The sequence below is a fragment of the Citrobacter sp. CK199 genome, assembly GCF_030333285.1.
Lineage (GTDB): Bacteria > Pseudomonadota > Gammaproteobacteria > Enterobacterales > Enterobacteriaceae > Citrobacter_B > Citrobacter_B koseri.
This window is the reverse complement of record NZ_JAOWGF010000025.1, coordinates 374,953-401,323: the sequence shown is the minus strand read 5'-3', so window position 1 is coordinate 401,323 and position 26,371 is coordinate 374,953. Positions and strand designations below refer to the sequence as shown.

Annotated in this window: 30 protein-coding genes and 1 pseudogene; 21 read left to right on the top strand and 10 right to left on the bottom strand. The window is 53.9% G+C overall.

Translation table 11 applies throughout. From position 1 onward, the window contains the following. Positions 1 to 148 precede the first annotated feature (148 nt). The 12 genes from blr (at position 149) to gstA (ending at position 10,420) form a co-directional block, all read left to right on the top strand. A complete protein-coding gene (gene blr, locus OGX75_RS10900) occupies positions 149 to 274 on the top strand; it encodes a division septum protein Blr (protein WP_048902389.1) in 126 nt (41 codons plus the stop codon). A 306-nt stretch (positions 275 to 580) separates the two neighbouring features. After that, complete coding sequence (gene ydgT, locus OGX75_RS10895; RefSeq protein WP_024130361.1) at positions 581 to 796, top strand: transcription modulator YdgT; 216 nt, start codon at positions 581 to 583, stop codon at positions 794 to 796. Between the two features lie 89 nt (positions 797 to 885). Next, positions 886 to 1,326 (top strand): DUF2569 domain-containing protein, encoded by a 441-nt coding sequence (locus OGX75_RS10890; RefSeq protein WP_012132511.1) that lies wholly within the window; start codon positions 886 to 888, stop codon positions 1,324 to 1,326. Between the two features lie 76 nt (positions 1,327 to 1,402). Next, complete coding sequence (gene rsxA / locus OGX75_RS10885) at positions 1,403 to 1,984, top strand: electron transport complex subunit RsxA (RefSeq protein ID WP_005121199.1); 582 nt, start codon at positions 1,403 to 1,405, stop codon at positions 1,982 to 1,984. Next, entirely contained in the window at positions 1,984 to 2,562 is a 579-nt protein-coding gene (gene rsxB, locus OGX75_RS10880) for an electron transport complex subunit RsxB (RefSeq protein WP_012132512.1), read from the top strand. The genes rsxA and rsxB overlap by 1 nt, the downstream gene beginning before the upstream one ends. After that, a complete protein-coding gene (gene rsxC, locus OGX75_RS10875) occupies positions 2,555 to 4,579 on the top strand; it encodes an electron transport complex subunit RsxC (RefSeq protein ID WP_286451574.1) in 2,025 nt (674 codons plus the stop codon). Before rsxB ends, rsxC begins: the two co-directional genes overlap by 8 nt. Next, on the top strand, positions 4,580 to 5,632 hold the full coding sequence (rsxD, locus tag OGX75_RS10870; RefSeq protein ID WP_012132514.1) for an electron transport complex subunit RsxD: 1,053 nt from the start codon (positions 4,580 to 4,582) through the stop codon (positions 5,630 to 5,632). It begins immediately after the preceding gene. Between the two features lie 9 nt (positions 5,633 to 5,641). After that, positions 5,642 to 6,262, top strand: a complete 621-nt coding sequence (gene rsxG, locus OGX75_RS10865) for an electron transport complex subunit RsxG (RefSeq protein WP_047457242.1) — start codon at positions 5,642 to 5,644, stop codon at positions 6,260 to 6,262. 3 nt (positions 6,263 to 6,265) lie between these two features. Then, complete coding sequence (locus tag OGX75_RS10860) at positions 6,266 to 6,958, top strand: electron transport complex subunit E (RefSeq protein WP_012132516.1); 693 nt, start codon at positions 6,266 to 6,268, stop codon at positions 6,956 to 6,958. Then, complete coding sequence (gene nth / locus OGX75_RS10855; protein WP_049008478.1) at positions 6,958 to 7,593, top strand: endonuclease III; 636 nt, start codon at positions 6,958 to 6,960, stop codon at positions 7,591 to 7,593. The genes OGX75_RS10860 and nth overlap by 1 nt, the downstream gene beginning before the upstream one ends. Before the next feature lie 611 nt (positions 7,594 to 8,204). Continuing rightward, positions 8,205 to 9,710 carry a dipeptide/tripeptide permease DtpA gene (gene dtpA, locus OGX75_RS10850; RefSeq protein WP_047457245.1) on the top strand — a complete coding sequence of 502 codons (1,506 nt, stop codon included), beginning with the start codon at positions 8,205 to 8,207 and terminating at the stop codon, positions 9,708 to 9,710. A gap of 104 nt (positions 9,711 to 9,814) precedes the next feature. Beyond that, positions 9,815 to 10,420, top strand: coding sequence for a glutathione transferase GstA (gene gstA / locus OGX75_RS10845; protein ID WP_219935592.1), 606 nt, complete (start codon positions 9,815 to 9,817; stop codon positions 10,418 to 10,420). 252 nt (positions 10,421 to 10,672) lie between these two features. On the opposite strand, the gene pdxY is transcribed toward gstA, so the two are convergent. The 5 genes from pdxY to anmK all read right to left on the bottom strand — a co-directional run bounded on the left by pdxY (position 10,673) and on the right by anmK (position 15,249). After that, complete coding sequence (pdxY, locus tag OGX75_RS10840) at positions 10,673 to 11,533, bottom strand: pyridoxal kinase PdxY (protein ID WP_286451575.1); 861 nt, start codon at positions 11,531 to 11,533, stop codon at positions 10,673 to 10,675. Positions 11,534 to 11,595: 62 nt separating this feature from the next. Next, on the bottom strand, positions 11,596 to 12,870 hold the full coding sequence (gene tyrS, locus OGX75_RS10835) for a tyrosine--tRNA ligase (RefSeq protein WP_024130365.1): 1,275 nt from the start codon (positions 12,868 to 12,870) through the stop codon (positions 11,596 to 11,598). Between the two features lie 126 nt (positions 12,871 to 12,996). Beyond that, a complete protein-coding gene (gene pdxH / locus OGX75_RS10830) occupies positions 12,997 to 13,653 on the bottom strand; it encodes a pyridoxamine 5'-phosphate oxidase (RefSeq protein WP_012132522.1) in 657 nt (218 codons plus the stop codon). A gap of 58 nt (positions 13,654 to 13,711) precedes the next feature. Then, entirely contained in the window at positions 13,712 to 14,041 is a 330-nt protein-coding gene (mliC, locus tag OGX75_RS10825) for a C-type lysozyme inhibitor (RefSeq protein WP_012132523.1), read from the bottom strand. Positions 14,042 to 14,127: 86 nt separating this feature from the next. Continuing rightward, complete coding sequence (gene anmK, locus OGX75_RS10820) at positions 14,128 to 15,249, bottom strand: anhydro-N-acetylmuramic acid kinase (RefSeq protein ID WP_058669075.1); 1,122 nt, start codon at positions 15,247 to 15,249, stop codon at positions 14,128 to 14,130. Positions 15,250 to 15,532: 283 nt separating this feature from the next. Between anmK and slyB the strand changes: the two genes are divergently transcribed. Next, positions 15,533 to 16,000: an outer membrane lipoprotein SlyB gene (gene slyB / locus OGX75_RS10815; RefSeq protein ID WP_012132525.1), complete on the top strand. Its 468-nt coding sequence runs from the start codon at positions 15,533 to 15,535 to the stop codon at positions 15,998 to 16,000. 48 nt (positions 16,001 to 16,048) lie between these two features. Here the strand turns inward: slyB and slyA are convergent, their stop codons facing one another. After that, entirely contained in the window at positions 16,049 to 16,489 is a 441-nt protein-coding gene (gene slyA / locus OGX75_RS10810) for a transcriptional regulator SlyA (protein ID WP_012132526.1), read from the bottom strand. Between the two features lie 194 nt (positions 16,490 to 16,683). Here slyA and OGX75_RS10805 point away from each other — a divergent pair, with 194 nt between their 5' ends. From OGX75_RS10805 to OGX75_RS10795, 3 genes and pseudogenes are all read left to right on the top strand, one after another. Continuing rightward, a complete protein-coding gene (locus OGX75_RS10805; protein WP_012132527.1) occupies positions 16,684 to 16,920 on the top strand; it encodes a DUF1656 domain-containing protein in 237 nt (78 codons plus the stop codon). A gap of 2 nt (positions 16,921 to 16,922) precedes the next feature. Further along, positions 16,923 to 17,783: an efflux RND transporter periplasmic adaptor subunit gene (locus OGX75_RS10800; protein WP_200031081.1), complete on the top strand. Its 861-nt coding sequence runs from the start codon at positions 16,923 to 16,925 to the stop codon at positions 17,781 to 17,783. Further along, positions 17,783 to 19,823, top strand: a pseudogene (locus tag OGX75_RS10795) (FUSC family protein). Before OGX75_RS10800 ends, OGX75_RS10795 begins: the two are co-directional and overlap by 1 nt. Here OGX75_RS10795 and sodC read toward each other — a convergent pair. The 3 genes from sodC to OGX75_RS10780 all read right to left on the bottom strand — a co-directional run bounded on the left by sodC (position 19,799) and on the right by OGX75_RS10780 (position 21,585). Further along, complete coding sequence (sodC, locus tag OGX75_RS10790) at positions 19,799 to 20,320, bottom strand: superoxide dismutase [Cu-Zn] SodC (protein WP_012132530.1); 522 nt, start codon at positions 20,318 to 20,320, stop codon at positions 19,799 to 19,801. The pseudogene OGX75_RS10795 and the gene sodC overlap by 25 nt on opposite strands. Before the next feature lie 79 nt (positions 20,321 to 20,399). Then, entirely contained in the window at positions 20,400 to 21,296 is an 897-nt protein-coding gene (locus tag OGX75_RS10785; protein WP_012132531.1) for an aldo/keto reductase, read from the bottom strand. A 49-nt stretch (positions 21,297 to 21,345) separates the two neighbouring features. Further along, positions 21,346 to 21,585 (bottom strand): DUF1289 domain-containing protein, encoded by a 240-nt coding sequence (locus tag OGX75_RS10780; protein ID WP_047457260.1) that lies wholly within the window; start codon positions 21,583 to 21,585, stop codon positions 21,346 to 21,348. A gap of 101 nt (positions 21,586 to 21,686) precedes the next feature. On the opposite strand from OGX75_RS10780, the gene OGX75_RS10775 reads away from it, so the two are divergent. The 4 genes from OGX75_RS10775 to rnt all read left to right on the top strand — a co-directional run bounded on the left by OGX75_RS10775 (position 21,687) and on the right by rnt (position 24,688). Then, complete coding sequence (locus OGX75_RS10775; RefSeq protein WP_286451576.1) at positions 21,687 to 22,286, top strand: TetR/AcrR family transcriptional regulator; 600 nt, start codon at positions 21,687 to 21,689, stop codon at positions 22,284 to 22,286. A 58-nt stretch (positions 22,287 to 22,344) separates the two neighbouring features. Continuing rightward, entirely contained in the window at positions 22,345 to 23,442 is a 1,098-nt protein-coding gene (locus OGX75_RS10770) for an alkene reductase (protein WP_286451577.1), read from the top strand. A gap of 88 nt (positions 23,443 to 23,530) precedes the next feature. After that, positions 23,531 to 23,938 (top strand): lactoylglutathione lyase, encoded by a 408-nt coding sequence (gene gloA / locus OGX75_RS10765; RefSeq protein ID WP_024130371.1) that lies wholly within the window; start codon positions 23,531 to 23,533, stop codon positions 23,936 to 23,938. A gap of 102 nt (positions 23,939 to 24,040) precedes the next feature. Then, entirely contained in the window at positions 24,041 to 24,688 is a 648-nt protein-coding gene (rnt, locus tag OGX75_RS10760; protein WP_047457270.1) for a ribonuclease T, read from the top strand. Between the two features lie 109 nt (positions 24,689 to 24,797). Here rnt and grxD read toward each other — a convergent pair whose 3' ends face one another. Beyond that, positions 24,798 to 25,145, bottom strand: coding sequence for a monothiol glutaredoxin 4 (gene grxD / locus OGX75_RS10755; RefSeq protein ID WP_003832760.1), 348 nt, complete (start codon positions 25,143 to 25,145; stop codon positions 24,798 to 24,800). A 337-nt stretch (positions 25,146 to 25,482) separates the two neighbouring features. On the opposite strand from grxD, the gene OGX75_RS10750 reads away from it, so the two are divergent. Beyond that, positions 25,483 to 26,304: a C40 family peptidase gene (locus OGX75_RS10750; protein ID WP_047457273.1), complete on the top strand. Its 822-nt coding sequence runs from the start codon at positions 25,483 to 25,485 to the stop codon at positions 26,302 to 26,304. The last annotated feature ends 67 nt before the right edge of the window (positions 26,305 to 26,371 follow it).

Sequence of the window (26,371 nt, the reverse complement as noted above, 5' to 3'; positions counted from 1 at the left end):
CTTAAGTCAAACATCAGTGACTTCGGGCTCTCCTGCGGCGAAAAAGTCGCTGAAATCGTTCCCGACACCCTTGCCGTCTTATTTATTGATGAGTAACATTTGCATCCTGTGTTTATGGATAAATCAAAGCAAAAAAATGTCGTCAGTAATGAATCGCCTTATTGAATTAACCGGTTGGATTGTTCTCGTTGTCTCAGTGATCCTCTTAGGCGTCGCCAGCCATATCGATAATTACCAGCCCCCTGAACCGACGGCCTCCGTTCAGAAAAAATAAGCGTGTTCTGGCCAGTTGCGGCATAGCCGCATATCGTCAGAAATGGTTTCGGTTTACAGCCAGAAAAATCAGGAAAAGATGAAAAGCGGCAAAAAAAGCGAAATATGCCGTCTGCTGGCCGCACGCTTATTGCCAGTTGTCATGAAGCGCGTTACCCTTCCGGCAGGTGCTCTGCTCACCTGATTCATGACACGTAAGAATACGCTTATTTACCCTTGCGCGCCGATTATTCTTTTCGGTGTCGTTTTGTTTATTTTTATATTCACTACTCCGTTGGTGTTATTTGTTTAATATGGATCGCTATTTATGACAGTTCAGGATTATTTATTAAAATTCCGCAAAATCAGTTCGCTTGAGAGCCTGGAAAAACTGTTTGATCACCTTAACTACACCCTCTCTGACGATCGGGAGATCATCAATATGTATCGCGCCGCAGATCATCGTCGCGCGGAACTGGTCTCGGGCGGTCGTCTGTATGATGTCGGTCAGGTGCCAAAATCAGTCTGGCATTACGTACAATAAAGAAAGTAGCGATCGGCGTTAAAAGCTTTATAATACTGGCCCCAAAATGAAATAGTCTGCCTGTTCGCGCTGGCAAATCTGGAGAAGATATGACCACAACACCGGCACAACGCATCGGGGGCTGGTTGCTTGGCCCACTGGCCTGGCTGTTAGTCGCGTTGCTGAGCGCCTCGCTCGCGTTATTGCTCTATGCTACTGCGCTGGCTACGCCGCAGACATTCCATATGCTCAGTGAGCAAAGTACCGGCAACCTGTTGTTATGGGGCGTTTCGTTTATTACCGCCATCGCAATGTGGTATTACACCTTATGGTTGACCATCGCCTTCTTCAAGCGCCGCCACTGCGTGCCTAAACATTATATTATCTGGCTGCTGGTGTCGGTCTTGCTGGCAATTAAAGCCTTTGCCTTTTCGCCAGTCTCAGACGCGTTTGCGGTTCGCCAGCTGTTGTTCCCGTTACTGGCGGCCGCGCTGATCGTACCCTATTTCAAACGCTCGGCGCGCGTTAAAGCAACGTTTGTGAACCCGTAATACCCTTACAGTTAACCTGTTGTCGCCTGCTGTAGATTGACAGATAATAGGCGGCTTTTTTATTTCAGGCCGAAAAATGACTGATTACCTGCTGCTCTTTGTCGGAACTGTACTGGTCAATAACTTTGTACTGGTCAAGTTTCTGGGTCTCTGCCCGTTTATGGGGGTTTCCAAAAAGCTGGAAACCGCAATGGGTATGGGGCTCGCCACCACGTTTGTGATGACGCTGGCGTCTATCTGCGCCTGGCTGATTGACACCTGGATTTTGATTCCGCTCGATCTCATCTACCTGCGGACGCTGGCGTTTATTCTGGTCATCGCGGTGGTAGTGCAATTTACTGAGATGGTGGTGCGTAAAACCAGTCCGGCATTGTACCGCCTGCTGGGGATCTTCCTGCCGCTCATCACCACCAACTGCGCGGTGCTCGGCGTGGCGCTGTTGAACATTAACCTCGGTCATAATTTTTTGCAGTCGGCGTTGTACGGTTTTTCCGCCGCCGTCGGCTTCTCTCTGGTGATGGTGCTGTTCGCGGCGATTCGCGAGCGCCTCGCCGTGGCAGACGTTCCTGCCCCTTTTCGCGGTAACGCGATTGCGCTGATTACCGCAGGTTTAATGTCCCTGGCCTTTATGGGCTTTAGTGGTTTGGTGAAGTTGTAATGAATGCTATCTGGATTGCCGTAGTCGCTGTGAGCCTGCTGGGCCTGGCATTCGGCGCCATCCTGGGGTACGCCTCCCGCCGGTTTGCCGTGGAAGACGATCCCGTTGTCGAAAAAATCGACGAAATTTTACCGCAGAGCCAGTGTGGGCAGTGCGGCTATCCTGGCTGCCGCCCTTATGCTGAAGCCATCGGTAGTCAGGGTGAAAAAATTAACCGCTGTGCGCCGGGCGGCGAAGCGGTAATGTTGAAAATCGCAACGTTACTGAACGTCGATCCGCAACCTATCGATGGTGATGAACAAGAAGTTGCGCCAGTGCGTATGCTGGCGGTCATCGATGAAAACAATTGCATCGGCTGCACTAAATGTATTCAGGCATGCCCGGTGGATGCCATTGTGGGCGCCACGCGCGCGATGCATACGGTCATGAGCGATCTCTGCACCGGCTGTAACCTGTGCGTTGACCCGTGCCCGACGCAATGCATTGAATTACGCCCGGTAGCGGAAACACCTGACAGTTGGAAGTGGGATTTGAACACCATCCCCGTTCGTATCATTCCCGTGGAACAACATGCTTAAGTTATTCTCTGCATTCAGAAAAGATAAAATCTGGGATTTCGATGGCGGCATTCATCCGCCGGAAATGAAAACCCAGTCAAACGGTACGCCTCTGCGACAGGTTCCACTGGCGCCGCGCTTTATCATTCCTCTTAAGCAGCATATTGGCGCTGAGGGCGAGCTGTGCGTTAACGTGGGCGATCGCGTCCTGCGAGGCCAGCCGCTGACCCGAGGTCGCGGCCGCATGCTGCCCGTCCATGCGCCGACGTCCGGGAAAGTTATCGCGATTGCGCCCCACTCTACCGCGCACCCGTCAGCCCTGGCTGAGCTTAGCGTGATGATTGATGCCGATGGCGAAGATCGCTGGATCGAACGCGACGGCTGGGCGGATTATCAGCGCCGCAGCCGCGAAGAGCTAATTACCCGGATTCACCAGTTCGGCGTTGCCGGGCTCGGCGGCGCGGGGTTCCCGACCGGCGTCAAATTACAGGGCGGCGGCGATAAGATTGAAACGCTGATCATCAACGCGGCGGAGTGTGAACCCTATATCACCGCTGATGACCGCTTAATGCAGGATTGCGCCGCGCAGGTGGTGGAAGGCATCCGTATCCTTGCCCATATTCTGCAACCACGTGAGGTCCTGATAGGTATCGAAGATAACAAGCCGCAGGCCATTTCAATGCTGCGTGCCGTTCTGGCCGATGCGCATGATATCGCGTTACGCGTTATCCCAACGAAATACCCTTCCGGCGGCGCAAAACAACTTACCCAGATCCTGACCGGGAAACAGGTTCCGCACGGCGGCCGCTCTTCTGATATCGGCGTGCTGATGCAAAACGTTGGTACGGCTTATGCCGTCAAACGCGCAGTGATTGACGGGGAACCGATCACCGAGCGCGTTGTGACCTTGACCGGAGAGTCCGTCAGCCGTCCCGGTAACGTCTGGGCCAGGCTGGGGACGCCTGTCAGCCACCTGCTTAATGATGCAGGCTTCTGTTCTTCAGCCGATCAAATGGTGATTATGGGAGGCCCGCTGATGGGCTTTACCCTGCCCTGGCTTGATGTTCCCGTAGTGAAGATCACTAACTGCCTTCTCGCGCCTTCCGCCACGGAAATGGGCGAAACGCCGGAAGAGCAAGGTTGTATCCGCTGTAGCGCCTGTGCTGATGCCTGTCCCGCCGATTTGTTGCCCCAGCAGTTGTACTGGTTCAGCAAAGGCCAACAGCACGATAAAGCCACCGCGCATAACATTGCCGACTGCATTGAGTGCGGTGCTTGCGCCTGGGTATGCCCCAGCAGTATTCCGCTTGTGCAGTATTTCCGTCAGGAAAAAGCGGAGATTTACGCGATCGCGCAAGAAGAAAAACGCGCGGCTGAAGCGAAAGCGCGTTTTGAGGCCAGACAGGCGCGACTGGAGCGTGAGAAAGCCGCACGCCTTGAGCGCCATAAAAATGCGGCCGCACAACCTGCGGCAAAAGATCAGGATGCCATCGCCGCCGCGCTGGCGCGCGTAAAAGAGAAACAGGCACAGGCGACTCAGCCTGTTGTCATCAACGCGGGAGAGAAGCCGGATAACAGCGCGGTTATTGCTGCCCGTGAAGCGCGTAAAGCGCAGGCGCGCGCCAGACAGGCGGAGAACATACCGGCCGCTGCGGAACCCGCCGAGCCGGTCGACCCGCGCAAAGCCGCTGTCGAAGCAGCAATCGCCCGCGCCAAAGCGCGCAAGCAGGAACAGCAGGCCGCTGCGGAACCTACCGAACCGGTCGACCCGCGTAAAGCCGCCGTCGAAGCGGCAATCGCCCGCGCCAAAGCGCGTAAGCAGGAACAGCAGACCGCAGCGGAACCCACCGAACCGGTCGATCCGCGCAAAGCTGCCGTCGAAACGGCAATTGCCCGCGCCAAAGCGCGCAAGCAGGAACAGCAGGCCGCTGCGGAACCTGCTGAACCGGTAGACCCGCGCAAAGCCGCCGTCGCAGCGGCGATCGCCCGCGTTCAGGCAAAAAAAGCAGCACAGCAGCAGGTTGTTAACGAGGAATAAATGGTATTCAGAATCGCAAGCTCGCCTTATACCCATAACCAGCGCCAGACATCGCGTATCATGATGCTGGTGTTAATCGCCGCGCTGCCGGGGATTGCCACTCAGCTATGGTTTTTCGGTTGGGGCACATTGTTCCAGATTATACTGGCCGCAGTCAGCGCGCTGGCCGCAGAAGCCGCCGTGCTTCAACTGCGTAAACAGCCAATCGCCGCTATCTTAAAAGACAATTCAGCATTGCTGACCGGTTTGCTGCTCGCTGTGAGCATACCGCCTCTCGCTCCGTGGTGGATGGTGGTATTGGGCACCGTATTTGCCGTCATTATCGCCAAGCAGCTTTACGGCGGTCTGGGGCAAAACCCATTCAACCCAGCGATGATTGGTTATGTCGTTCTGTTGATTTCATTCCCGGTACAGATGACAAGCTGGCTCCCGCCGCATGACATCGCCGCAACGGCGCCAGGCCTTCTGGATGCGTTGCAGGTCATCTTCACCGGACACACCGCCAGCGGCGGCGACATGAATACGTTACGCATGGGCATTGACGGCATCAGCCAGGCTACGCCGCTCGATACGTTCAAAACTTCGTTACATGCCGGGCACGCTGTTGAACAGATTATGCAGTACCCCATCTACAGCGGCATGCTGGCCGGTGCGGGCTGGCAGTGGGTAAACATCGCCTGGCTCATTGGCGGCGTGTGGCTGCTCTGGCAAAAAGCGATCCGCTGGCACATTCCGGTCAGCTTTTTAGTGACGCTGGCTGTCTGCTCCACTCTGGGATGGGCATTCGCCGGGGATTCACTGGCGTCTCCGCAGTTGCATCTGCTCTCTGGCGCGACAATGCTGGGCGCGTTCTTTATTCTGACCGATCCCGTCACCGCCTCGACAACCAATCGTGGTCGTCTGATTTTTGGCGCGCTGGCGGGTTTGTTAGTGTGGTTGATTCGCAGTTTCGGGGGATACCCGGACGGTGTGGCGTTCGCTGTACTGTTGGCGAATATCACGGTGCCTTTGATTGATTACTACACCCGACCTCGCGTCTACGGGCATCGCTAAGGACACCCCATGCTGAAAACGATTCGTAAACACGGTATCACGCTGGCGCTGTTTGCCGCAGGCTCGACGGGACTGACGGCGGCCATTAACCTGGTCACTAAATCGACGATTGCCGAGCAGGCAGTTCTCCAGCAAAAAGCGTTATTTGATCAGGTTCTGCCTGCCGATCGCTACAATAATACCTTGCAGGACAGCTGCTTTCTGGTGAATGCTCCGGCGCTGGGCAAAGGTGCGCACCGCATCTATATCGCCCGTCAGGACGATAAGCCCGTCGCCGCCATTCTTGAAGCCACGGCGCCGGACGGCTATTCTGGCGCCATACAGCTTCTGGTTGGCGCTGATTTCAGCGGCACAGTGCTGGGTACACGCGTGACAGAACATCATGAAACGCCTGGCCTGGGCGATAAAATTGAGCTGCGCTTATCCGACTGGATCACCCACTTCAGCGGGAAGACGATCGGCGCTGAGAACGATGCTCACTGGGCCGTGAAAAAAGACGGCGGTGATTTTGACCAGTTTACCGGCGCAACCATTACCCCTCGGGCAGTGGTCAACGCGGTGAAACGTGCGGGCCTGTACGCGCAGACCTTACCGGCGCAACTTCCTCAACTTACCGCCTGTGGAGAATAAACCATGAGCGAAATTAAAGACGTTATCGTTCAGGGCTTGTGGAAAAACAACTCAGCGCTTGTACAGCTGCTTGGTATGTGCCCGCTACTGGCAGTGACCTCCACCGCCACGAACGCATTAGGCCTCGGCCTCGCCACCACGCTGGTGTTGACGCTGACCAACCTGACAATTTCCGCCCTGCGCCGCTGGACGCCAGCGGAAATCCGCATCCCAATCTACGTAATGATCATCGCGTCCGTGGTCAGTGCAGTACAGATGCTGATCAACGCTTATGCCTTCGGTTTGTATCAGTCGCTGGGGATCTTCATTCCGCTGATTGTGACCAACTGCATCGTTGTGGGGCGCGCAGAGGCTTTTGCCGCGAAAAAAGGCCCGGCGCTGTCCGCGCTGGACGGTTTTTCCATTGGCATGGGGGCGACCGGCGCCATGTTTGTCCTCGGCTCCATGCGTGAAATCATCGGCAATGGCACGTTGTTTGATGGCGCTGACGGTCTGCTGGGCGACTGGGCGAAAGTGCTGCGCGTGGAGATTTTTCATACCGACTCGCCTTTCCTGCTGGCGATGCTGCCGCCCGGCGCTTTTATTGGCCTGGGGCTGATGCTGGCCGTGAAGTACCTTATTGACGAGAAAATGAAAAAACGCCGCGCCGAAGCCGTTGCCGCTGAGCTTCCGTCAGGTGAAACAGGGAATGTGTAATGAACAAAACAAAACGACTGGAAATATTAACGCGCCTGCGTGACAACAATCCGCACCCCACAACGGAGTTAAATTTCACCTCGCCGTTTGAGTTACTCATCGCCGTATTGCTGTCAGCACAGGCCACGGACGTCAGCGTGAATAAAGCGACCGCAAAACTTTATCCCGTCGCCAATACCCCGGCGGCTATGCTGGAGCTTGGCGTCGAGGGCGTAAAGTCGTATATCAAGACTATCGGTCTGTTCAACAGCAAAGCGGAGAATGTGATTAAGACCTGCCGGATGTTGCTTGAACTGCACAATGGCGAGGTTCCAGAGGATCGGGCGGCTCTGGAAGCGCTGCCCGGCGTCGGGCGTAAAACAGCCAACGTGGTGCTCAATACCGCATTTGGCTGGCCAACTATCGCCGTCGATACGCATATTTTCCGCGTCTGTAACCGGACACAGTTCGCCCCCGGTAAAAACGTCGAGCAGGTGGAAGAAAAACTGCTCAAGGTCGTTCCAGCGGAATTTAAAGTCGATTGCCACCACTGGTTAATTCTGCATGGCCGCTACACCTGCATTGCCCGTAAACCACGCTGCGGCTCCTGCATTATTGAAGATCTTTGCGAATACAAAGAGAAAGTCGATATCTGATGCGCCAGGGGCGACGCCGTACGCCCCGACGCATAACAATTTGTTATCCACTTCGGCTCACCTGTTTACCCGACTATGATACCGTCCCGCTTCACTTTCTTAATGCAATGTTCTTTTGATTTAACACTTCACCAGGTTAATCGTTTTTTTAGAAACTGAAATTTCTATCTATACGTGATCCAGATCACGTTGATAACTTCGTGTAAAATTTTTTATCAAATACGGTTAAAATTACAACCAGATGACCTGATGATGCCTTTTCAATACAAAACATTACACTGGCTATTTTTCAGATAATGGCCTATATCACTACTTTAAACCTCAAATAGCAGAACATATCGCCACCATCCGCTTTTTCGCCCCTCCCTGTAGTGTAAAAAACTGCCATTTTACAAATGAAGAAATTTAACGCTACATAACATTTCTCAGTCCCGATGATTCCACCATGCAAGATATATGTAACAGAGTATTACAAACCCCTTGTATGGAAGGGAAAGATAGTGAACATTACTTGCCGTTTCCCCTCCCACTATAACAATCGGACGGATGAACTTGACTCATCACGCGCCAGAACACCCCCGTTAATATGGGATGTAAAAAAAGAGGTAAAAGTGTCTACTGCAAACAATAAACCAACTGAAAGCGTCAGTTTGAACGCTTTCAAACAACCGAAATCGTTCTATCTCATTTTCTCTATTGAGTTATGGGAGCGTTTTGGTTATTACGGCCTGCAAGGAATTATGGCCGTCTACCTGGTTAAACAACTGGGTATGTCAGAAGCGGATTCCATCACCCTTTTCTCTTCCTTTAGCGCCCTGGTGTATGGTCTGGTCGCCATTGGCGGCTGGTTAGGGGATAAAGTTCTGGGCACCAAACGCGTCATTCTGCTGGGTGCTATCGTACTGGCGATTGGTTATGGCCTGGTCGCCTGGTCCGGTCATGATGTTGCAATCGTCTATATGGGGATGGCGACCATCGCCGTAGGTAACGGTCTGTTCAAAGCGAACCCGTCTTCTCTGCTGTCGACCTGCTATGCCAAAGATGACCCGCGTCTGGACGGTGCATTCACCATGTACTACATGTCCATCAACATCGGTTCCTTCTTCTCTATGCTGGCGACGCCGTGGCTTGCCGCAAAATTCGGCTGGAGCGTGGCGTTTGCCCTGAGCTTCGTCGGTATGCTCATCACGGTGGTTAACTTCCTGTTCTGCCGCAGTTGGGTTAAAGATTACGGCTCAAAACCAGACTTCGAAGCGGTACATTTCGGTAAATTGCTGGCGACTATCGCAGGCGTTATCGTGCTGATCGCTATCGCGACCTGGCTGCTGCACAACCAGGGCATTGCACGTATGGTTCTGGGCGTGATCGCTCTGGGTATCGTGATTATCTTTGGTAAAGAAGCGTTCGCGATGCAGGGCGCGGCACGTCGTAAAATGATCGTCGCATTCATCCTGATGCTGGAAGCGATTATCTTCTTTGTGCTGTACAGCCAGATGCCGACGTCACTGAACTTCTTCGCAATCCGTAACGTTGAACACACAATTCTCGGTATCGCGGTTGAACCGGAGCAGTATCAGGCGCTGAACCCGTTCTGGATCATCATTGGTAGCCCGATTCTGGCGGCCATCTATAACAAGATGGGTGATACGCTGCCGATGCCGACTAAATTCGCTATCGGTATGGTTCTGTGCTCTGGCGCGTTCCTCGTTCTGCCGCTGGGCGCGAAATTCGCTACAGATGCAGGTATTGTGTCTGTTAACTGGCTCATCCTCAGCTACGGTCTGCAAAGTATCGGTGAACTGATGATCTCCGGTCTGGGTCTGGCAATGGTTGCCCAGCTGGTTCCGCAGCGTCTGATGGGCTTCATCATGGGTAGCTGGTTCCTGACTACGGCGGGCGCCAACCTGATTGGTGGCTACGTGGCTGGCATGATGGCGGTGCCGGAAAACGTTACTGACCCGCTGATGTCTCTGGAAGTTTACGGTCGCGTATTCCTGCAAATCGGTGTCGCCACTGCGGTTATCGCCGCGCTGATGCTTATCACCGCGCCGAAACTGAATCGTATGACTCAGGATGATGAAGAAAACGCGAAGGCCGCCAAAACCGCTACCGCGTAATTTTCAGGGAAACTGATATTCAGGCCGCTAACGTGCGTTAGCGGCTTTTTTTTTGCCTGATGCCGCACTACCATACGTTAAACCTCAGCAAAAAGGAGTTACCGATGAAACTGTTCTACAAACCGGGCGCCTGTTCTCTTGCTTCTCACATCACCCTGCGGGAAAGCGGTATTGATTTCACGCTGGATGGCGTTGATCTGGCGAAAAAGCGTCTGGAAAACGGCGATGATTATTTCGCGGTAAACCCAAAAGGACAGGTTCCGGCTCTGCTGCTGGACGATGGCACCTTACTGACCGAAGGCGTTGCGATTATGCAATATCTGGCAGATAGCGTGCCCGATCGTCAGCTGTTGGCACCGACAGGCACCATCTCCCGCTACAAAACGCTGGAATGGCTCAACTATATTGCCACGGAGTTGCACAAAGGTTTTACGCCACTCTTCCGCCCGGATACGCCAGAGGAATATAAACCGATTGTCCGTGCACAGCTGGAGAAAAAATTGCGCTACGTGAATGACGCGCTCCTGGAAGGCCAGTGTCTTTGCGGCCAGCGTTTCACGATCGCAGATGCCTACCTTTTTACCGTGTTGCGCTGGGCGAAAGCGGTGAAGCTGAATATGGAAGGATTAAGCCATATCGACGTTTATATGGCGCGGGTCGCTGAACGCCCCTGCGTGGCGGCAGCGCTGAAGGCGGAAGGTTTGAACTAATGGTTGTTGCGCCGGATGGCAGCTACGCCTTATCCGGCCTACAGAACACCCCGTAGGCCCGGTTAGCGTTAGCGCCACCTGGCACTTTGCCGGATGACGGCTGCGCCTTATCCGGCCTGTAAAACAGCCCGTAGACCCGGTAAGCGTTAGCGCCTCCGGGCGCTTTGCCGGATGACGGCTACGCCTTATCCGGCCTACAGAACAACCCGTAGGCCCGGTAAGCGTTAGCGCCACCGGGCGCTTCGGTAAAACTCACAGCTGCGTCGCGCTGAAATAGTGTTCAGGTTTAGCAATGCGATCCTGCGCGGCCACCACCTGCAACTCGTATTCCTGCATATTTTTCGTGGCGATCATAATTTCATATACCGCCGCAGTAACGTGTTCAAGCGCTTGCTGCAACGTTGCGCCTTGCAACAGTTTTACCAGCAACAAACCGCTGGTCACATCCCCGACACCCACCGGCTGACGCATCCCGAAATCAACAAGCGGACGGCTAATATGCCAGGCTTCATCCGCCGTCACCAGCAACATCTCAAAGCGGTCGGGGCTGTATCCTGCCCGGGCGAGATGTTTAACCAGCACGACTTGCGGCCCTTCAGCGATCAGTTTCCTGGCAGCCAGTACAGCTTCATTAACATTATTGACCGCATGTTCACAGAGAATTTCCAGCTCCACCAGATTGGGCGCGATAATGTCGCTGGCCGGGAGCGCATGGCGAACGTGGAACTCAGCGACGCCAGGCGCCACGATGCACCCTTTTTCAGGATGCCCCATGACCGGATCGCAGAAATATTTCGCCTGTGGATTCGCCGCTTTTACTTTACGGACAATCCCCAGAATATGCTCACCCTGCTCTGCGGAACCCAGATAGCCGCTAAGAACCGCATCGCACGTCTGAAGTTTATCGATATCCGCAATACCCTGAACAATTTCAGTCAAATGTTCGGGCGGCATAACACACCCTGCCCACTTGCCATACTGCGTGTGGTTAGAAAACTGAACGGTATTCAGCGGCCAGACATTTGCGCCAAGACGGCGCATCGGAAATTCAGCAGCACTGTTGCCCGCATGGCCGAACACAACATGCGACTGGATGGCGAGGATATTCTTCATGTTTACCATAACCCTAAAATAATAAAGGGGCGTGGTTTCCCACGCCCCTGCTGACTTTTTTATTATTTCCAGCAAATCAGACAGTAATTCTTTTTACCGCGGCGCAACAGCGTGTAGCGCCCGAATAAAATGTCGCTGTCCTGGAAGAAATATTCCGGGTCTGACTGTTTTTCACCGTTGATGGTCACCGCATTAGAGGCGATGGTTTTACGCGCCTGACCACGAGACGGTTGCAGTTCGGAATCCACCAGCGCCTGCATCAGATCGGCGCCTTTTTCCATCTCGATCATCGGCACGCCATCCTGAGCCAGTTGTTCGAAATCGGCTTCGCTGAGATCGCTCAGATTACCGTTGAACAGGCTTTCAGTGATACGTTTCGCCGCAACCAGACCTTCTTCGCCATGCACCAGGCGCGTGACCTGCTCTGCCAGCACATACTGGGCACGCGGCGCTTTACCGCTGTTCTTATCTTCTTCTTCCAGCGCATTGATCTCGGCAATGTCCATGAAGGTGAAGAATTTCAGGAAACGGTACACGTCAGCATCTGCGGTGTTGATCCAGAACTGGTAGAACTTGTACGGACTGGTCTTTTTCGGATCCAGCCATACCGCGCCGCCTTCGGTTTTACCGAACTTGGTGCCATCCGCTTTGGTGATCAGCGGTACGGTCAGGCCGAACACCTGGTTCTGATGCAGACGACGGGTCAGATCGATACCGGAGGTGATGTTGCCCCACTGGTCAGAGCCGCCGATTTGCAGCGTAACGCCGTGCAGTTTATTCAGGCAGGCAAAGTCATAACCCTGCAACAGGTTATAGGAGAACTCGGTAAAGGAGATGCCCTGATCGTCACGGTTCAGACGTTGCTTCACCGCTTCTTTGTTGATCATCTGATTGACGGAGAAGTGTTTGCCGATGTCGCGCAGGAAGGTCAGCACATTCATGCCGCCAAACCAGTCGTAGTTATTCGCGGCAATGGCGGAATTGTCACCACAGTCAAAATCGAGGAACGGTGCAACCTGCTTGCGGATTTTATCCACCCACTCCTGCACAGTATCTTCGGTGTTCAGTTTACGCTCAGCGGCTTTAAAGCTCGGGTCGCCAATCAGACCGGTCGCGCCGCCTACCAGTGCAACAGGCTTGTGACCCGCCTGCTGGAAGCGTTTCAGGCATAACAATGGAACAAGATGCCCCAAATGCAAGCTGTCAGCGGTAGGGTCGAAGCCGCAATAGAGCGCGATCGGGCCTTGCGCCAGTCGCTCTGCTAACGCTTCCTCGTCCGTTACCTGGGCCACCAGCCCCCGCTCTTGCAATTGTTTAATCAAGTTACTGCTTGCCATCAAAATCTCCATGTATAAAACGACTGCACCTTTGCCGGTACACGACTTTTCGCCAGACGCGAAAGGTATATAGAATAAAGCGCTGACGCACGCAGCGCTAGCGCTTAACACAACAAATTTCGGGGTTTAAGGAGCAAGCCGGTCAATTTTCCACGCGTTGTTTTCGCGCTGGTATAAAAAGCGGTCGTGTAAACGGTGTTCGCCGCCCTGCCAGAACTCCATCTGTTCAATATTGACGCGGAATCCGCCCCAGAAGCTGGGCAACGGGACTTCCCCTTGCTGGAACTTCTGCTTCAGCTCAAGGAACTTGCTTTCCAGAATGCCGCGCGCAGAGATTCGGCTGGATTGTTTAGACACCCAGGCGCCAATCTGGCTGTCGCGCGGGCGGCTGTGGAAGTATTTCACCACTTCAAGCGTGGAAAGGCGTTCCGCTTTGCCAGTCACCATCACCTGCCGTTCCAGCATATGCCACGGGAACAACAAACTGATGCGCGGATTATTTTCGAGGTGATGCGCCTTACGGCTGCCCAGGTTGGTGTAAAACACCATCCCTTTTTCATCGTAATGTTTAAGCAGCACAATGCGTTGATAAGGCTGGCCGTTTTCATCGACGGTGGCGACCACCATCGCGGTCGGGTCCGCCAGTCTGGCATCACATGCCTGACCCAGCCAGCGTTCGAAAAGGGTTAACGGTTCAGCGGGAAGATCGTTGCGACGCAGGCCGCCCCTGGTGTATTCACGGCGCAGATGCGCGATTTGCTGCAATTCGTCGTTATCAGACATGGTGTTCGCTACGGATTGTCAGTGGGTGGCGCTATTGTGCGCCGCCCAGGTGAAAATCTCAACGCTTCGGGTTTTGTAACTGGCAGTTATTCAGCACAATTCTGTCGCGTTTATAGACCGTTGCGCCATCGCCTTTTGACCAAAAGACGTAGATGCCGTCCGTGTAACGTGCTCCCGACGCAGACATGCCCTGTTTGAGGTTCAGCAGTTTATTGTCGTAAACAAAATTCACCTCTTGCCGGGTATTGTTCATTTTTACGGTAAGCGGTTTTTCATCACACTGATATTCCAGCGTGTCCGTTTGCATACGCTCAAGCAATTGGTTGTAGACGCTACAACCGCTCAGGAGCACAGGCAGACATACAATGAGCAGTTTTTTCATAGACATATCCCGAAGACTTTCCTGGTCCGAAGGGCAAATACGCCCTTCCTAACCCTTTCAGTTTAACGGCAGACAGGCCCGGAAAAATTCAGTTAACTCTGAGTTCGTGGGTTCGCCGGGAAAATGGCCCCCAGAATGCTGGATTCTGTGGCCCCCGTCACCGAAGGGAGGTTCCCCGGCAACCCGGCGAGCGTGCGCCACGCCAGCCAGGCAAACGCCAGCGCTTCCATATCATCGCCACTGATCCCGGCTTCATCCGTGCTGGTAACTTCCGTGCCCGGCAGCAACCCGGCCAGACGCGCCATCAGCAAAGGGTTACGACTCCCGCCGCCGCACACCATCAGCCGCTCGCAGCCGCCGCTTAACAGAACCTGTTCAGAAATTGTCACTGCGGTCAGCTCAGCCAGCGTTGCCTGAATATCGCGGGGAGCGAGGCCAGGAAAGGCCGAAAGGTGGCGTTCTATCCAGCCATAGTTGAAATACTCACGCCCGGTGCTTTTCGGCGCGGGCGCTGAAAAATAGGGATCGCTCAACATATTTTGCAGCAGCGGAATTATCACTTTCCCTTCACTGGCCCATTGCGCGTCTTTATCATAAGGCTTAGCGCACTGCCGCCAGATCCAGGCATCCATGAGCATATTGCCTGGCCCGGTATCGTACCCTCTTACCGGTTGACCCGGTATGAGCAAAGACAGGTTGGCGATACCGCCAATGTTCAGCACCATCCGACGCTCTGTCGGGTGCGCCAGCAACGCCTGGTGGAACGCGGGAACCAGCGGCGCGCCTTGCCCGCCCAGCGCAATATCGCGACGACGAAAATCACCGACAACCGTTATCCCGGTTCGCGCGACAATTTGGTTGTTATCACCGATTTGTAAGGTATGCGGCGCAGCGCCGGTAGGTTCATGCCAGACCGTCTGACCATGACAGCCGATGGCGACAATATCCCGCGGCCGCAGTTTTTCCTGCGCCAGTAGCGCGTTCACCGCGTCGGCAAAAAGCTGCCCGAGCTGCGTATCCAACTGGCCAAACTGGGAAAGCGTGAGTTGTTGCCCCTGGCAAATATCCAGAATGGCTTGTTTAAGATGAACGGGGATGGGCCAGGTCAGGCTCGCCTGCTGTGCGACCATCGTTTCATCAATTGCCGCCAGCACAACATCGACGCCATCAAGGCTGGTTCCAGACATAACGCCGATAAAACGGCCCGATTTCATACATCTTCCTTTTAGCGTGTTAAGCATGATTTTAGCGTTACCACTCAACCACAAAGTTTCTGCTAATACCATGCTTCATTAAGCATTTTTACCCTTCGATGCAGACGCTGACACTCTGTTCTGATAAATCTCATGGATGATTCGTTTATACTTGGTTAACCCAAATCTGATTATGATTTTCACATTGTTCCAGCAGAACATGTGCCTTTACGGTCGTATATGCCATATAATTTAACCATGAGGGATGCTTTGTGGCGTTTCATGGTGAACAGGAGATTTATAGATGATTAAACGTGTGCTGATCGTTTCACTGATGGGCTTATCTTTAGCGGGTTGTGTGAATAACGATAGCCTGTCCGGTGATGTCTATACCGCGTCCGAGGCGAAACAAGTGCAGAATGTCACATACGGCACTGTCGTTAACGTTCGTCCGGTGCAAATCCAGGGCGGTGATGACTCCAACGTGATCGGCGCTATCGGTGGTGCAGTGCTCGGTGGTTTCCTCGGTAATACCATCGGTGGCGGGACGGGTCGTTCACTGGCGACGGCCGCTGGCGCAGTCGCAGGTGGCGTAGCGGGACAAGGCGTCCAGGGCGCGATGAACAAAACTCAGGGTGTGGAGCTGGAAATCCGTAAGGATGACGGCAACACCATCATGGTGGTACAGAAACAGGGCGATACCCGTTTCTCCGCAGGTCAGCGTGTTGTTCTGGCCAGCAACGGCAGCCAGGTTACTGTTTCTCCGCGCTAATCCAACAGACGTGTGGTCAGCCTCTGGCCACACGCCTTTCTTCTGCTCTTAGTTCTGAGACTGCAACTCAATAATATTGTGCTCAAGTTTCGCAATCAGCTTAATTAACAGCTCAAGTTCCTGCGGCGAAATCCCTTCCAGAATCTCTCCACGCGTTTTATTGATCACGGCTTCCATCTCTGTGATGAGCGGTTCCGCCTTCTCCGTCAGCTTAATTCGCTTGGCGCGACGATCGCTGGCGCAGGTTTGTCGTGAGATAAGCCCTTTGTCTTCAAGCTGATCCAGCGTACGCACCAGAGACGGTTGTTCAATGCCAATCGCTTTGGCTAACTGTATTTGCGACTGATCCGGCGGAAGTTGGTGAATATTATGCAGCGTTACCCAGTGTGTCTGCGTCAACTCCAGAGGTTTCAGGCGATGGTCAATCAGAGCACGCCAAATGCGCACCAACCGTGCCAGATCAGAACCTAGTGGCGATTCCAATTTCATCTCCTTATAATTAGCTTGCTAAGATATTATACTGATTTTAGAATAGTGTGCAGCATTTATATGCTCAAAACAAATGTATTGCTAAATTTGCTTACAGGTAGACATTTTTTCAGACATTATGCGGAAAAGACGTGCTGTACCTCGGTTTTTACTAAACCTATAGCAACGCTGTTTAACGCAAAGGATTCTTGCTTGTGACGTTTATACCCACTGCAACAGGATTGCCCCTACAAGATCTGGTGATCGGCGCATCTGTCTATTTCCCTCCGCTTTTCAAAGCATTCGCGCTTGGATTTGTTATCTGGCTGCTGGCGCATCGCCTGCTACGCGACTGGATTTACTCGGGTGAAATCTGGCATCCCCTGCTGATGGATCTGTCGATATTTGCACTTTGCGTGTGCCTGAGCCTTATTTTGCTGATTGCGTGGTGATTATGTCGCTTAAAACAATGAAATACTTTTCAACGATTGTGGTTGCGGCCATCGCGGTTCTGGCCGGTTGGTGGCTATGGAATTACTACATGCAGTCTCCGTGGACGCGCGACGGTAAAGTACGGGCGGAACAGGTGAGCATTACGCCTCAGGTCTCCGGCAGCATCACCAAACTCAATATAAAAGATAACCAGTTCGTGAATGCAGGCGATCTGCTCTTTTCTATCGATAAGACCCCTTTTCACATCGCTGGGCTTAATGCGCAGGCAGAACTGGCTAAAGCCCGCTCCGATTTAGCGAAAGCCAATAATGAAGCCAACCGGCGTCGCCATTTATCACAAAATTACATCTCTGCCGAAGATATGGACACCGCAAACCTGAACGTTAAAGCGATGCAGGCCAGCGTCGAAGCGGCGGAAGCGTCATTAAAACAGGCGCAATGGCAATTAGCCCAGACCGACGTTCGCGCGCCGGTCGCGGGCTGGGTGACAAACCTCTCAACGCGCACGGGGGATTACGCCGCCACCGGCCAACCGCTGTTTGCGCTGGTCGATAGCCACTCGTTCTACGTCATGGGATATTTCGAAGAGACGAAACTGCGCCATATTCGCGAAGGCGCTCCGGCGCAGATCACCCTCTACAGCGGCAACGTAAAGTTACAGGGTCACGTCGCCAGTATTGGCCGGGCGATTTATGATCAAAGCGTGGAGAGCGATTCCGGCCTGGTCCCTGACATTAAACCTAACGTTCCCTGGGTTCGTCTGGCGCAGCGCGTGCCGGTGCGTATCGAATTTGATGCGTTACCCCATGATGTCACGCTGGTTTCGGGCACAACATGCAGCGTGGCTATCGGTCAGCGCTAATGAAGCTCCCTCACCTGACCTGGCGCGATACGCCCTGGTTCAAGGCAACCTCTGGGCAATGGCGCTATGCATTGCGCAATACCCTCGCCATGTGCCTGGCGCTGACGTTCGCCTACTACATCAACCTGGATGAGCCATACTGGGCGATGACCTCTGCCGCCGTGGTAAGTTTTCCGACGGTAGGCGGCGTGATCAGTAAAAGTCTGGGGCGTATTACCGGGAGTTTACTTGGCGCCACCGCCGCGCTCATCATCGCAGGTCACACGCTAAACGAACCCTGGCTCTTTTTATTAAGCATGGCGGCCTGGATTGGCTTTTGCACCTGGGCCTGCGCCCATTTCACCAATAACGTCGCCTACGCCTTCCAGCTGGCGGGTTACACGGCCGCCATCATCGCCTTTCCCATGGTCAACATCATCGAGGTCACACAGTTGTGGGATATCGCCCAGGCCAGGGTCTGCGAGGTGATCGTCGGTATTCTTTGCGGCGGCATGATGATGATGATCCTGCCCAGCACCTCTGACGGCACGGCGCTGTTGACCGCGCTGAAAAATATGCACGCACGGTTGCTGGAGCACGCCAGCCTGCTCTGGCAGCCGGAAACCACCGATGCGATACGTTCTGCCCATGAAGGGGTTATCGGCCAAATTCTGACGATGAACCTGCTGCGCATTCAGGCATTCTGGAGTCACTACCGTTTTCGTCGCCAGAACGCGCTGCTTAACGCTCTGCTGCATCAGCAGCTTCGCCTGACCAGCGTCATTTCCAGCCTCCGCAGGATGTTGCTGAACTGGCCCAACCCGCCGGAGCAGACCCGCGATGTGATTGAACAACTGTTGGCCGCGCTGGCTAATCTGCGTACCGACAGTTATACCGTCGCGCGCATTATTGCCCCGCTACATCCGAAAAACCGACAGGATTACCGCCACGTCGCCTTCTGGCAGCGATTGCGCTATTTCTGCCAGCTCTACTTACACAACAGCCATCAGCTACGGTTGCTGGAAAACGGCGCCGCAGTCGATGAGATCAAAGTAACGCGCAGCCCCGGTCTGGCCCGCCATACGGACAACGCCGAAGCGATATGGAGCGGATTGCGCACATTTACCACCCTCATGGTGATTGGCGCGTGGAGTATCGGTTCACAATGGGAATCCGGTTCAGGGGCATTAACGCTGGCGGCCATCAGTTGCGTGCTCTATTCCGCCGTCGCCACGCCGTTTAAATCACTCTCTTTACTGATGCGCACGCTGATTCTGCTCTCGTTGTTCAGCTTCGTCGTCAAATTCGGTTTGATGGTGCAGATAACCGATCTCTGGCAGTTTTTGCTGTTTCTGTTTCCTTTGCTGGCCACGATGCAACTGCTGAAGCTGCAAATGCCGAAACTCGCCGGGCTTTGGGGGCAGTTGATCGTTTTTATGGGATCGTTTATCGCCGTCACCAATCCCCCCGTGTATGACTTTGCTGATTTTCTTAATGACAATACGGCTAAAATTGCCGGGGTCGCGCTGTCGTGGCTGGCCTTTGCGATCCTGCGTCCGGGTTCGGATGCCCGCAAAAGCCGTCGCCATATCCGCGCATTGCGCAGAGATTTTGTCGATCAGCTCAGTCGTCATCCATCACACAGCGAGAATGAGTTTGAATCGCTGACCTATCATCACGTCAGTCAACTCAGCAATAGCCAGGATGCGCTGGCGCGACGCTGGCTGTTACGCTGGGGAGTGGTACTGCTGAATTGTTCACATGTGGTGTGGCAACTGCGTGCCTGGGAAACCCGCTCCGACCCGCTTTCGCGCGTCCGGGATATCTGTATTGCCTTGTTGCGCGACGTGATGAGCGAGCGCGGCGTACAGCAACGACCGCTGGCGGCCACGCTCCAGGAGCTACAGCGTATTTGCAACACGCTGTCGCATCATCATCAACCTGCGGCTCAGGAACTGGCGGCGCTCATCTGGCGATTACACTGCTCGCTGTCACAGCTTGAGCAAGCGCCACCGCAGGGTTCACTGACGTCCTGACTATTTGATGACGCCGCAGGCGTAACGCTCGCCACCACCGCCAAGCGGTTTCGGCTGATCGGACATGTTATCGCCGCCGACGTGGATCATCAGCGCTTTATCTTTGATTTCATCAAGAGATTTCAGGCGCGGCGCAGTAACAGGCGTGGTGGCTATCCCGTCATTATTGACCACCAGCACGGGAAGATCGCCCATATGCCCGGCGCCTTCCGGCCCCTCGTGCTTCCCGGTATTGTGCGGGTCGAAATGCCCGCCCGCCGCCTCTGCCGCCGAGGCTTTACCCTCTTTAATCGCAGGCTGGCAACTGCCGTTAGCATGGATATGAAAACCATGTTCACCCGGCGGCAGCGCTTTCAGGTCGGGAGTAAACTCCAGCCCTTTATCCGTTTCGGCAATGGTTACGCTGCCAATCGACTGCCCGACGCCTTGCGAAGTCACCAGATTCATCGTCACTTCTTCACTGGCGGCCTGTGCGCCCGCACAGGCCAGCAGGGTTAACATTGCCAGACTCAAACGCTTCATAAGACCTCCGTCAAATGTGTTTACCCGGTTAAGTGTAAACCAGTGACACAATTTTGAACGGAAAGCCGAAAATGCAGCATTATGGTACGTCGTAACCTAACGCCGCTTTGCGGATACGGAACCATTGCTGACGCGACATCGTCAGAGACTCCGCCTCAATCGCTGCGCGTACGCGCTCAATTTTACCGGAGCCGATAATCGGCAACGGCTGAGACGGCAGGCGTAAAATCCACGCATATACCACCTGCTCAATCGTGGTCGCGTTCAGCTCTTCCGCAATCGCGGCAAGTTCGTTGCGCAGCGGCGCGAATTCATCATCATTAAACAGACGACCGCCGCCAAGACAGGACCACGCCATCGGTCGAATACGCAGTTGCTGTAGCTGATCCAGCGTGCCGTCCAGTAGCAGCGGCTGATGAACCGGTGAAATCTCAACCTGGTTCGTGGCAAGGGTAAACGGCAGACGCGATTGCAGTAGCGTAAACTGGGCCGGGGTAAAGTTAGAGACGCCAAAGTGGCGCACTTTTCCGCTCTGGTGGAGATGCTGGAATGCTTCCGCGACGTCGTCCGCATCCATTAGCGGGTCGGGACGATGGATGAGCAGCAGATCAAGGCGGTCGGTCGCCAGATTTTTCAGGGACTGTTCAGCGCTGGCAACAATGTGGTCGCGGTCAGTGATGTAATGGCCGAGTACATTTTCAGCCCGGGCGGTCGTGGCGATACCACACTTCGTTACGATCTGCATCCGCTCACGCAGGTGCGGCGCCAGTTTCAACGCTTCGCCAAACGCGGCCTCACATTGATAACCGCCGTAGATATCCGCATGGTCAACGGTCGTGACGCCCAGATCAAGATGCTCTTCAATAAAGCTGACCAGCTGACGCGCAGACATATTCCAGTCCATCAGACGCCAGTAACCCATCACGAAGCGCGAAAATTCCGGGCCTTGCGGGGCAATAGTGATACGCTGAACCATAACCGCTTCCTCATATATAGATGTTTAGCGAGTATACGCAATTACGGTTTCAAAAGAGTGAGGGTTGTTGAGGTTCTTCCTGCGGGTTCGGTTTGTTTGCGCGTAATTTGCGCATAAGACGCTGACGACAAAGCCGCAACACGTTCTGCTTCTCGGCGTCGCTCATTTTTTGCCAGTTGAAACGTTCATCCCGACTGCGCAGACAGCCACGACAAAATCCGCGCTCATCCGACTGACAGATCCCCCGGCACGGGCTTGGGACGGGAAAAAACTCTAACTGCTCAGCCACACTCTCTCCTCAACGAAAGCACTTATGCTTATTGAAGACGCTAACTGGCTTTCTGGCAACCTGACTTGCATTAGACCGATTGGTCTATTACACTCAGCGGCATGAACAAACAGACTGAACATGATACCCGCGAACATCTTCTGGCTACCGGCGAGCAGCTTTGTATGCAGCGTGGCTTCACCGGAATGGGATTGAGCGAGCTGCTCAAAACCGCCGAAGTGCCGAAGGGGTCGTTTTATCACTATTTTCGTTCCAAAGAAGCGTTTGGCGTCGCCATGCTGGAACGGCATTACGCCGGATATCATCAGCGGCTGGCAACGCATTTTGACGCCGGTGCGGGCAACTACCGTGACCGCATTCTGGCTTACTATCAGGAAACCCTGAATCAGTTTTGCCAGCAAGGCACTATCAGCGGCTGTTTGACCGTAAAGCTGTCCGCCGAAGTGTGCGATCTCTCAGAAGATATGCGCACTGCAATGGACAAAGGCGCGCGGCATATTATTACGCTGTTAGCGCAATCGCTGGAAAAAGGACGCGAAGCCCGCTGTCTCTCTTTTGCTGGCGAGCCGCTGCAACAGGCGCAGATCCTGTATGCGCTGTGGTTAGGCGCGAATCTGCACGCCAAAATTTCTCGCAGTGCCGCCCCGCTTGAAAGCGCGCTGGCACATGTAAAAACGATTATCGCAACGCCTGCGGCTTAACGGGCGTTTTTATTTTCCTTATCACTAGACGACCGGTCTACTTATACCTGGAGCCATTATGTCATCTGAGAAACTGTTTACCCCGCTGAAAGTGGGCGCAATTACGGCAGCAAACCGTGTGTTCATGGCCCCTCTGACGCGTTTGCGCAGCATTGAACCGGGCGACATTCCCACCCCGTTAATGGCCGAGTATTATCGTCAACGCGCCAGCGCCGGGCTAATCATCAGCGAAGCGACGCAGATCTCCGCACAGGCGAAAGGCTATGCGGGCGCGCCGGGTCTGCACAGCGCGGAGCAGATCGAGGCATGGAAAAAAATTACCGCTGGCGTTCATGCCGAACAGGGGCACATTGCTGTTCAACTCTGGCATACCGGTCGAATCTCTCATTCCAGCCTGCAACCCGGTGGCCAGCCTCCTGTCTCCGCGTCTGCGATCGGCGCTGGTACCCGTACCTCGCTGCGCGATGAAAACGGCCAGGCCATTCGTGTCGATACCTCAATGCCGCGCGCGCTGGAAACCGACGAGATCCCAGGCATCGTCAACGATTTCCGTCAGGCTATCGCCAATGCGCGTGAAGCCGGTTTCGACCTGGTAGAACTGCATTCTGCCCACGGCTATCTGCTGCACCAGTTCCTTTCCCCGACGTCAAACCATCGTACTGACCAGTACGGCGGCAACGTTGAGAACCGCGCGCGTCTGGTGCTGGAAGTCGTCGATGCCGGTATTCAGGAATGGGGGGCAGATCGAATTGGTATCCGTGTTTCCCCTATCGGCACATTCCAGAATGTCGATAATGGCCCGAATGAAGAAGCCGATGCGCTCTATCTGATTGAGGAACTGGGTAAACGCGGCATTGCCTATCTGCACATGTCCGAACCTGACTGGGCTGGCGGCGAACCGTATACTGACGCCTTCCGTGAGAAAGTTCGCGCCCGCTTCCACGGCCCGATCATTGGCGCAGGCGCCTATACGCCGGAAAAAGCGGAAGACCTGCTCAATAAGGGCCTGATCGACGCCGTCGCGTTTGGCCGGGCGTATATCGCTAACCCGGACCTGGTGGCTCGTCTGCAACGCAAAGCAGAACTGAATCCACAACGCGCAGAAAGCTTCTACGGCGGCGGCGCTGAAGGTTACACGGACTACCCTACCCTGTAATCCTGCGTTGGTAGCGGCGTAAAAACGCCGCTATACTAGAACAACATTTTGAATGTATTGACCATTCAGCACTTTTGAGGGGAAAAAGATGCGTTTACTTCATACCATGCTGCGTGTTGGCGACTTGCAGCGTTCCATCGAATTCTACACCAACGTACTGGGCATGAAGCTGCTGCGCACCAGCGAAAACCCGGAATACAAATACTCTCTGGCATTCGTGGGTTACGGCCCGGAAAGCGAAGAAGCGGTGATCGAGTTAACTTACAACTGGGGCGTTGATAAGTACGAGCTGGGCACGGCCTATGGCCATATCGCCCTGAGCGTCGACAATGCTGCCGAAGCCTGTGAGCGCATTCGCCAGAACGGTGGTAACGTCACGCGTGAAGCGGGTCCGGTAAAAGGCGGCTCCACCGTCATCGCGTTTGTTGAAGATCCTGATGGCTACAAAATTGAGCTGATTGAAGCCAAAGACGCCGGTCGCGGTCTGGGCAACTAATCTCCCGCCGGGCACAGACTCTCTGTGCCCGTTGTTTTACTGCATCTCAGCGTAAAATTTGCCATAATGCGCGCTGCAATTTTTCCGTATTAAGAGATCCAGATGTCCGATAACGCTCAACTTTCCGGTCTGTGCGACCGTTTTCGTGGTTTTTATCCTGTCGTCATTGATGTCGAAACGGCGGGATTCAATGCCAAAACCGATGCGCTGCTTGAGGTTGCCGCCATCACGCTGAAAATGGATGAACAAGGCTGGCTGATGCCGGACACGACGCTGCATTTCCATGTTGAGCCGTTCGAAGGCGCAAACTTACAGCCTGAAGCGCTTGCCTTTAACGGAATCGATCCTTCTAACCCGCTGCGCGGCGCGGTCAGCGAGTACGATGCGCTGCATGCTATTTTCAAAATGGTGCGCAAGGGAATTAAAGACAGCGGTTGCAATCGTGCGATCATGGTGGCCCATAACGCCACGTTCGATCACAGTTTTATGATGGCCGCCGCTGAGCGCGCTTCGCTGAAACGTAACCCCTTCCACCCCTTCGTGACCTTTGACACTGCGGCCCTGAGCGGCCTGGCGCTGGGACAGACCGTACTGTCAAAAGCGTGTCTGGCGGCGGGAATGGCGTTTGATGGAACGCAGGCGCACTCTGCGCTATACGACACCGAACGAACGGCCGTTCTGTTTTGCGAAATCGTTAACCGCTGGAAGCGTCTTGGCGGCTGGCCGTTGCCGGTACCAGAAGAGGCATAATCGTGTCGGGTGGCGGTGCCCGCGCGTCCTGATAAGCGACGCGCCATCAGGCAACCGCGTTTTCAGCAAAAAAAAGCGACCAGATGGTCGCTTTTTTATTTCAGCTGAATTACTCAGCGTCAGGCTCTTCGGTTTTGTATTTTGCCGCAGTCTCTTTGATCAACTGCTGCAACTCACCGCGCTGGTACATTTCAATTAAGATATCGCAGCCGCCAACCAGCTCACCGTCCACCCACAGTTGCGGGAAGGTCGGCCAGTTTGCATATTTCGGCAGCTCGGCGCGGATGTCCGGGTTTTGCAGAATATCGACATAGGCAAAACGTTCACCACAGGCAGAAAGCGCCTGAACAGCCTGTGCGGAAAAACCGCAGCTTGGCAGTTTTGGAGAGCCTTTCATGTACAGGAGAATCGGGTTTTCAGCGATCTGGCGCTGGATTTTTTCGATAGTGGTGCTCATTGTCTTGCTTCCTTAAACTTCTTTACGGCAGTAGTCTGACATTGTAGCGGGTCAGGCTGGCAACGGAAAATAACATTTTCATCACGCTTTACTATTTTATCGTCTGAAGCCTGAAGTTGCATTCTAAATATCTCTTATCCACTTAAACAGTATGGAATTGTTTATCTGTTGACCCGTTTCCGCTTTTGTTGCTGCTTTTTTTTGCACTCAATAACGAAACGCGATTTTAGATGACAAAAGCTATTAACTTCCGGGGATTTTATAGATTAGAATCGATGCGTTTTGTAAATCATACGCAGGCATGAATTCGACCTGCCCTTAACCAGAGGATTGCTCAGTGGCGCGGATAAACCGGATCTCGATCACGCTCTGTGCTTTGCTTTTTACCACGCTCCCTTTTACGTCAATGGCGCATGCCTCCCGGCAAGCCAGGGCGACGCCTGCCGCGCATGTCACGAAAACGGCAGATAAGCAGAAGAACACCGCGACCAGCAAGAAAAAAACGAAGACTGCAAAAAAAGCCGTGAGTAAAACCCAAAGTAAAACGGCCTCCACATCGAAAAAACGCATTGCCTCCCCTGCGAAAACCACCAAAACCAGCAAAACCGCAAGCCGTCGTAGCAAACCCGCCACCACACAAACCGCCGCCGTAACCTGGACGGAAAAATGTACGCCGCGCAAGGGTCGTAAGCCGCATTGTGTCAAAGTAAAAGGCGCCCCGCTTGCCATTGCTGATGCGCATAAAGCGAAAATGCAGAAAGCCACCAACACGGCGATGAATAAATTAATGAATCAGATTGGCAAACCGTATCGTTGGGGCGGAACGTCTCCACGAACCGGTTTTGATTGCAGCGGTCTGGTTTATTACGCGTATAAGGATCTGGTGAAATTCCGCATCCCGCGTACTGCAAATGAAATGTATCATTTGCGCGATGCCGCGCCGATTGAACGTGGCGAACTGAAAAATGGCGATCTTGTGTTCTTCCGTACTCAGGGTCGCGGTACCGCCGATCACGTTGGCGTTTACGTTGGCAACGGCAAATTTATTCAGTCTCCGCGCAGCGGTCAGGAAATACAGATTACCTCTCTTAGCGAAGATTACTGGCAGCGCCATTACGTGGGCGCACGCCGGGTCATGACGCCGAAAACCATTCGATAAAACGTTACCCTGTAGTATGACTACAGGGTAAGTTCTTCTTTTGTATCACCTTTCAATTTGCTACCCT

Excerpts from the sequence above, each read along its gene's own strand:
- sodC (WP_012132530.1), bottom strand. The coding sequence starts at position 20,320 with ATGAAGCGTTTGAGTCTGGCAATGTTAACCCTGCTGGCCTGTGCGGGC.
- OGX75_RS10860 (WP_012132516.1), top strand. The coding sequence starts at position 6,266 with ATGAGCGAAATTAAAGACGTTATCGTTCAGGGCTTGTGGAAAAACAAC.
- pdxY (WP_286451575.1), bottom strand. The coding sequence starts at position 11,533 with ATGAAGAATATCCTCGCCATCCAGTCGCATGTTGTGTTCGGCCATGCG.
- rnt (WP_047457270.1), top strand. The coding sequence starts at position 24,041 with ATGTCCGATAACGCTCAACTTTCCGGTCTGTGCGACCGTTTTCGTGGT.
- grxD (WP_003832760.1), bottom strand. The coding sequence starts at position 25,145 with ATGAGCACCACTATCGAAAAAATCCAGCGCCAGATCGCTGAAAACCCG.
- OGX75_RS10800 (WP_200031081.1), top strand. The coding sequence starts at position 16,923 with ATGTCGCTTAAAACAATGAAATACTTTTCAACGATTGTGGTTGCGGCC.
- OGX75_RS10890 (WP_012132511.1), top strand. The coding sequence starts at position 886 with ATGACCACAACACCGGCACAACGCATCGGGGGCTGGTTGCTTGGCCCA.
- gloA (WP_024130371.1), top strand. The coding sequence starts at position 23,531 with ATGCGTTTACTTCATACCATGCTGCGTGTTGGCGACTTGCAGCGTTCC.
- mliC (WP_012132523.1), bottom strand. The coding sequence starts at position 14,041 with ATGTCTATGAAAAAACTGCTCATTGTATGTCTGCCTGTGCTCCTGAGC.
- rsxD (WP_012132514.1), top strand. The coding sequence starts at position 4,580 with ATGGTATTCAGAATCGCAAGCTCGCCTTATACCCATAACCAGCGCCAG.
- anmK (WP_058669075.1), bottom strand. The coding sequence starts at position 15,249 with ATGAAATCGGGCCGTTTTATCGGCGTTATGTCTGGAACCAGCCTTGAT.
- gstA (WP_219935592.1), top strand. The coding sequence starts at position 9,815 with ATGAAACTGTTCTACAAACCGGGCGCCTGTTCTCTTGCTTCTCACATC.
- OGX75_RS10775 (WP_286451576.1), top strand. The coding sequence starts at position 21,687 with ATGAACAAACAGACTGAACATGATACCCGCGAACATCTTCTGGCTACC.
- rsxC (WP_286451574.1), top strand. The coding sequence starts at position 2,555 with ATGCTTAAGTTATTCTCTGCATTCAGAAAAGATAAAATCTGGGATTTC.
- tyrS (WP_024130365.1), bottom strand. The coding sequence starts at position 12,870 with ATGGCAAGCAGTAACTTGATTAAACAATTGCAAGAGCGGGGGCTGGTG.
- rsxG (WP_047457242.1), top strand. The coding sequence starts at position 5,642 with ATGCTGAAAACGATTCGTAAACACGGTATCACGCTGGCGCTGTTTGCC.
- OGX75_RS10770 (WP_286451577.1), top strand. The coding sequence starts at position 22,345 with ATGTCATCTGAGAAACTGTTTACCCCGCTGAAAGTGGGCGCAATTACG.
- nth (WP_049008478.1), top strand. The coding sequence starts at position 6,958 with ATGAACAAAACAAAACGACTGGAAATATTAACGCGCCTGCGTGACAAC.
- OGX75_RS10785 (WP_012132531.1), bottom strand. The coding sequence starts at position 21,296 with ATGGTTCAGCGTATCACTATTGCCCCGCAAGGCCCGGAATTTTCGCGC.
- ydgT (WP_024130361.1), top strand. The coding sequence starts at position 581 with ATGACAGTTCAGGATTATTTATTAAAATTCCGCAAAATCAGTTCGCTT.
- pdxH (WP_012132522.1), bottom strand. The coding sequence starts at position 13,653 with ATGTCTGATAACGACGAATTGCAGCAAATCGCGCATCTGCGCCGTGAA.
- rsxA (WP_005121199.1), top strand. The coding sequence starts at position 1,403 with ATGACTGATTACCTGCTGCTCTTTGTCGGAACTGTACTGGTCAATAAC.
- slyA (WP_012132526.1), bottom strand. The coding sequence starts at position 16,489 with ATGAAATTGGAATCGCCACTAGGTTCTGATCTGGCACGGTTGGTGCGC.
- blr (WP_048902389.1), top strand. The coding sequence starts at position 149 with ATGAATCGCCTTATTGAATTAACCGGTTGGATTGTTCTCGTTGTCTCA.
- rsxB (WP_012132512.1), top strand. The coding sequence starts at position 1,984 with ATGAATGCTATCTGGATTGCCGTAGTCGCTGTGAGCCTGCTGGGCCTG.
- slyB (WP_012132525.1), top strand. The coding sequence starts at position 15,533 with ATGATTAAACGTGTGCTGATCGTTTCACTGATGGGCTTATCTTTAGCG.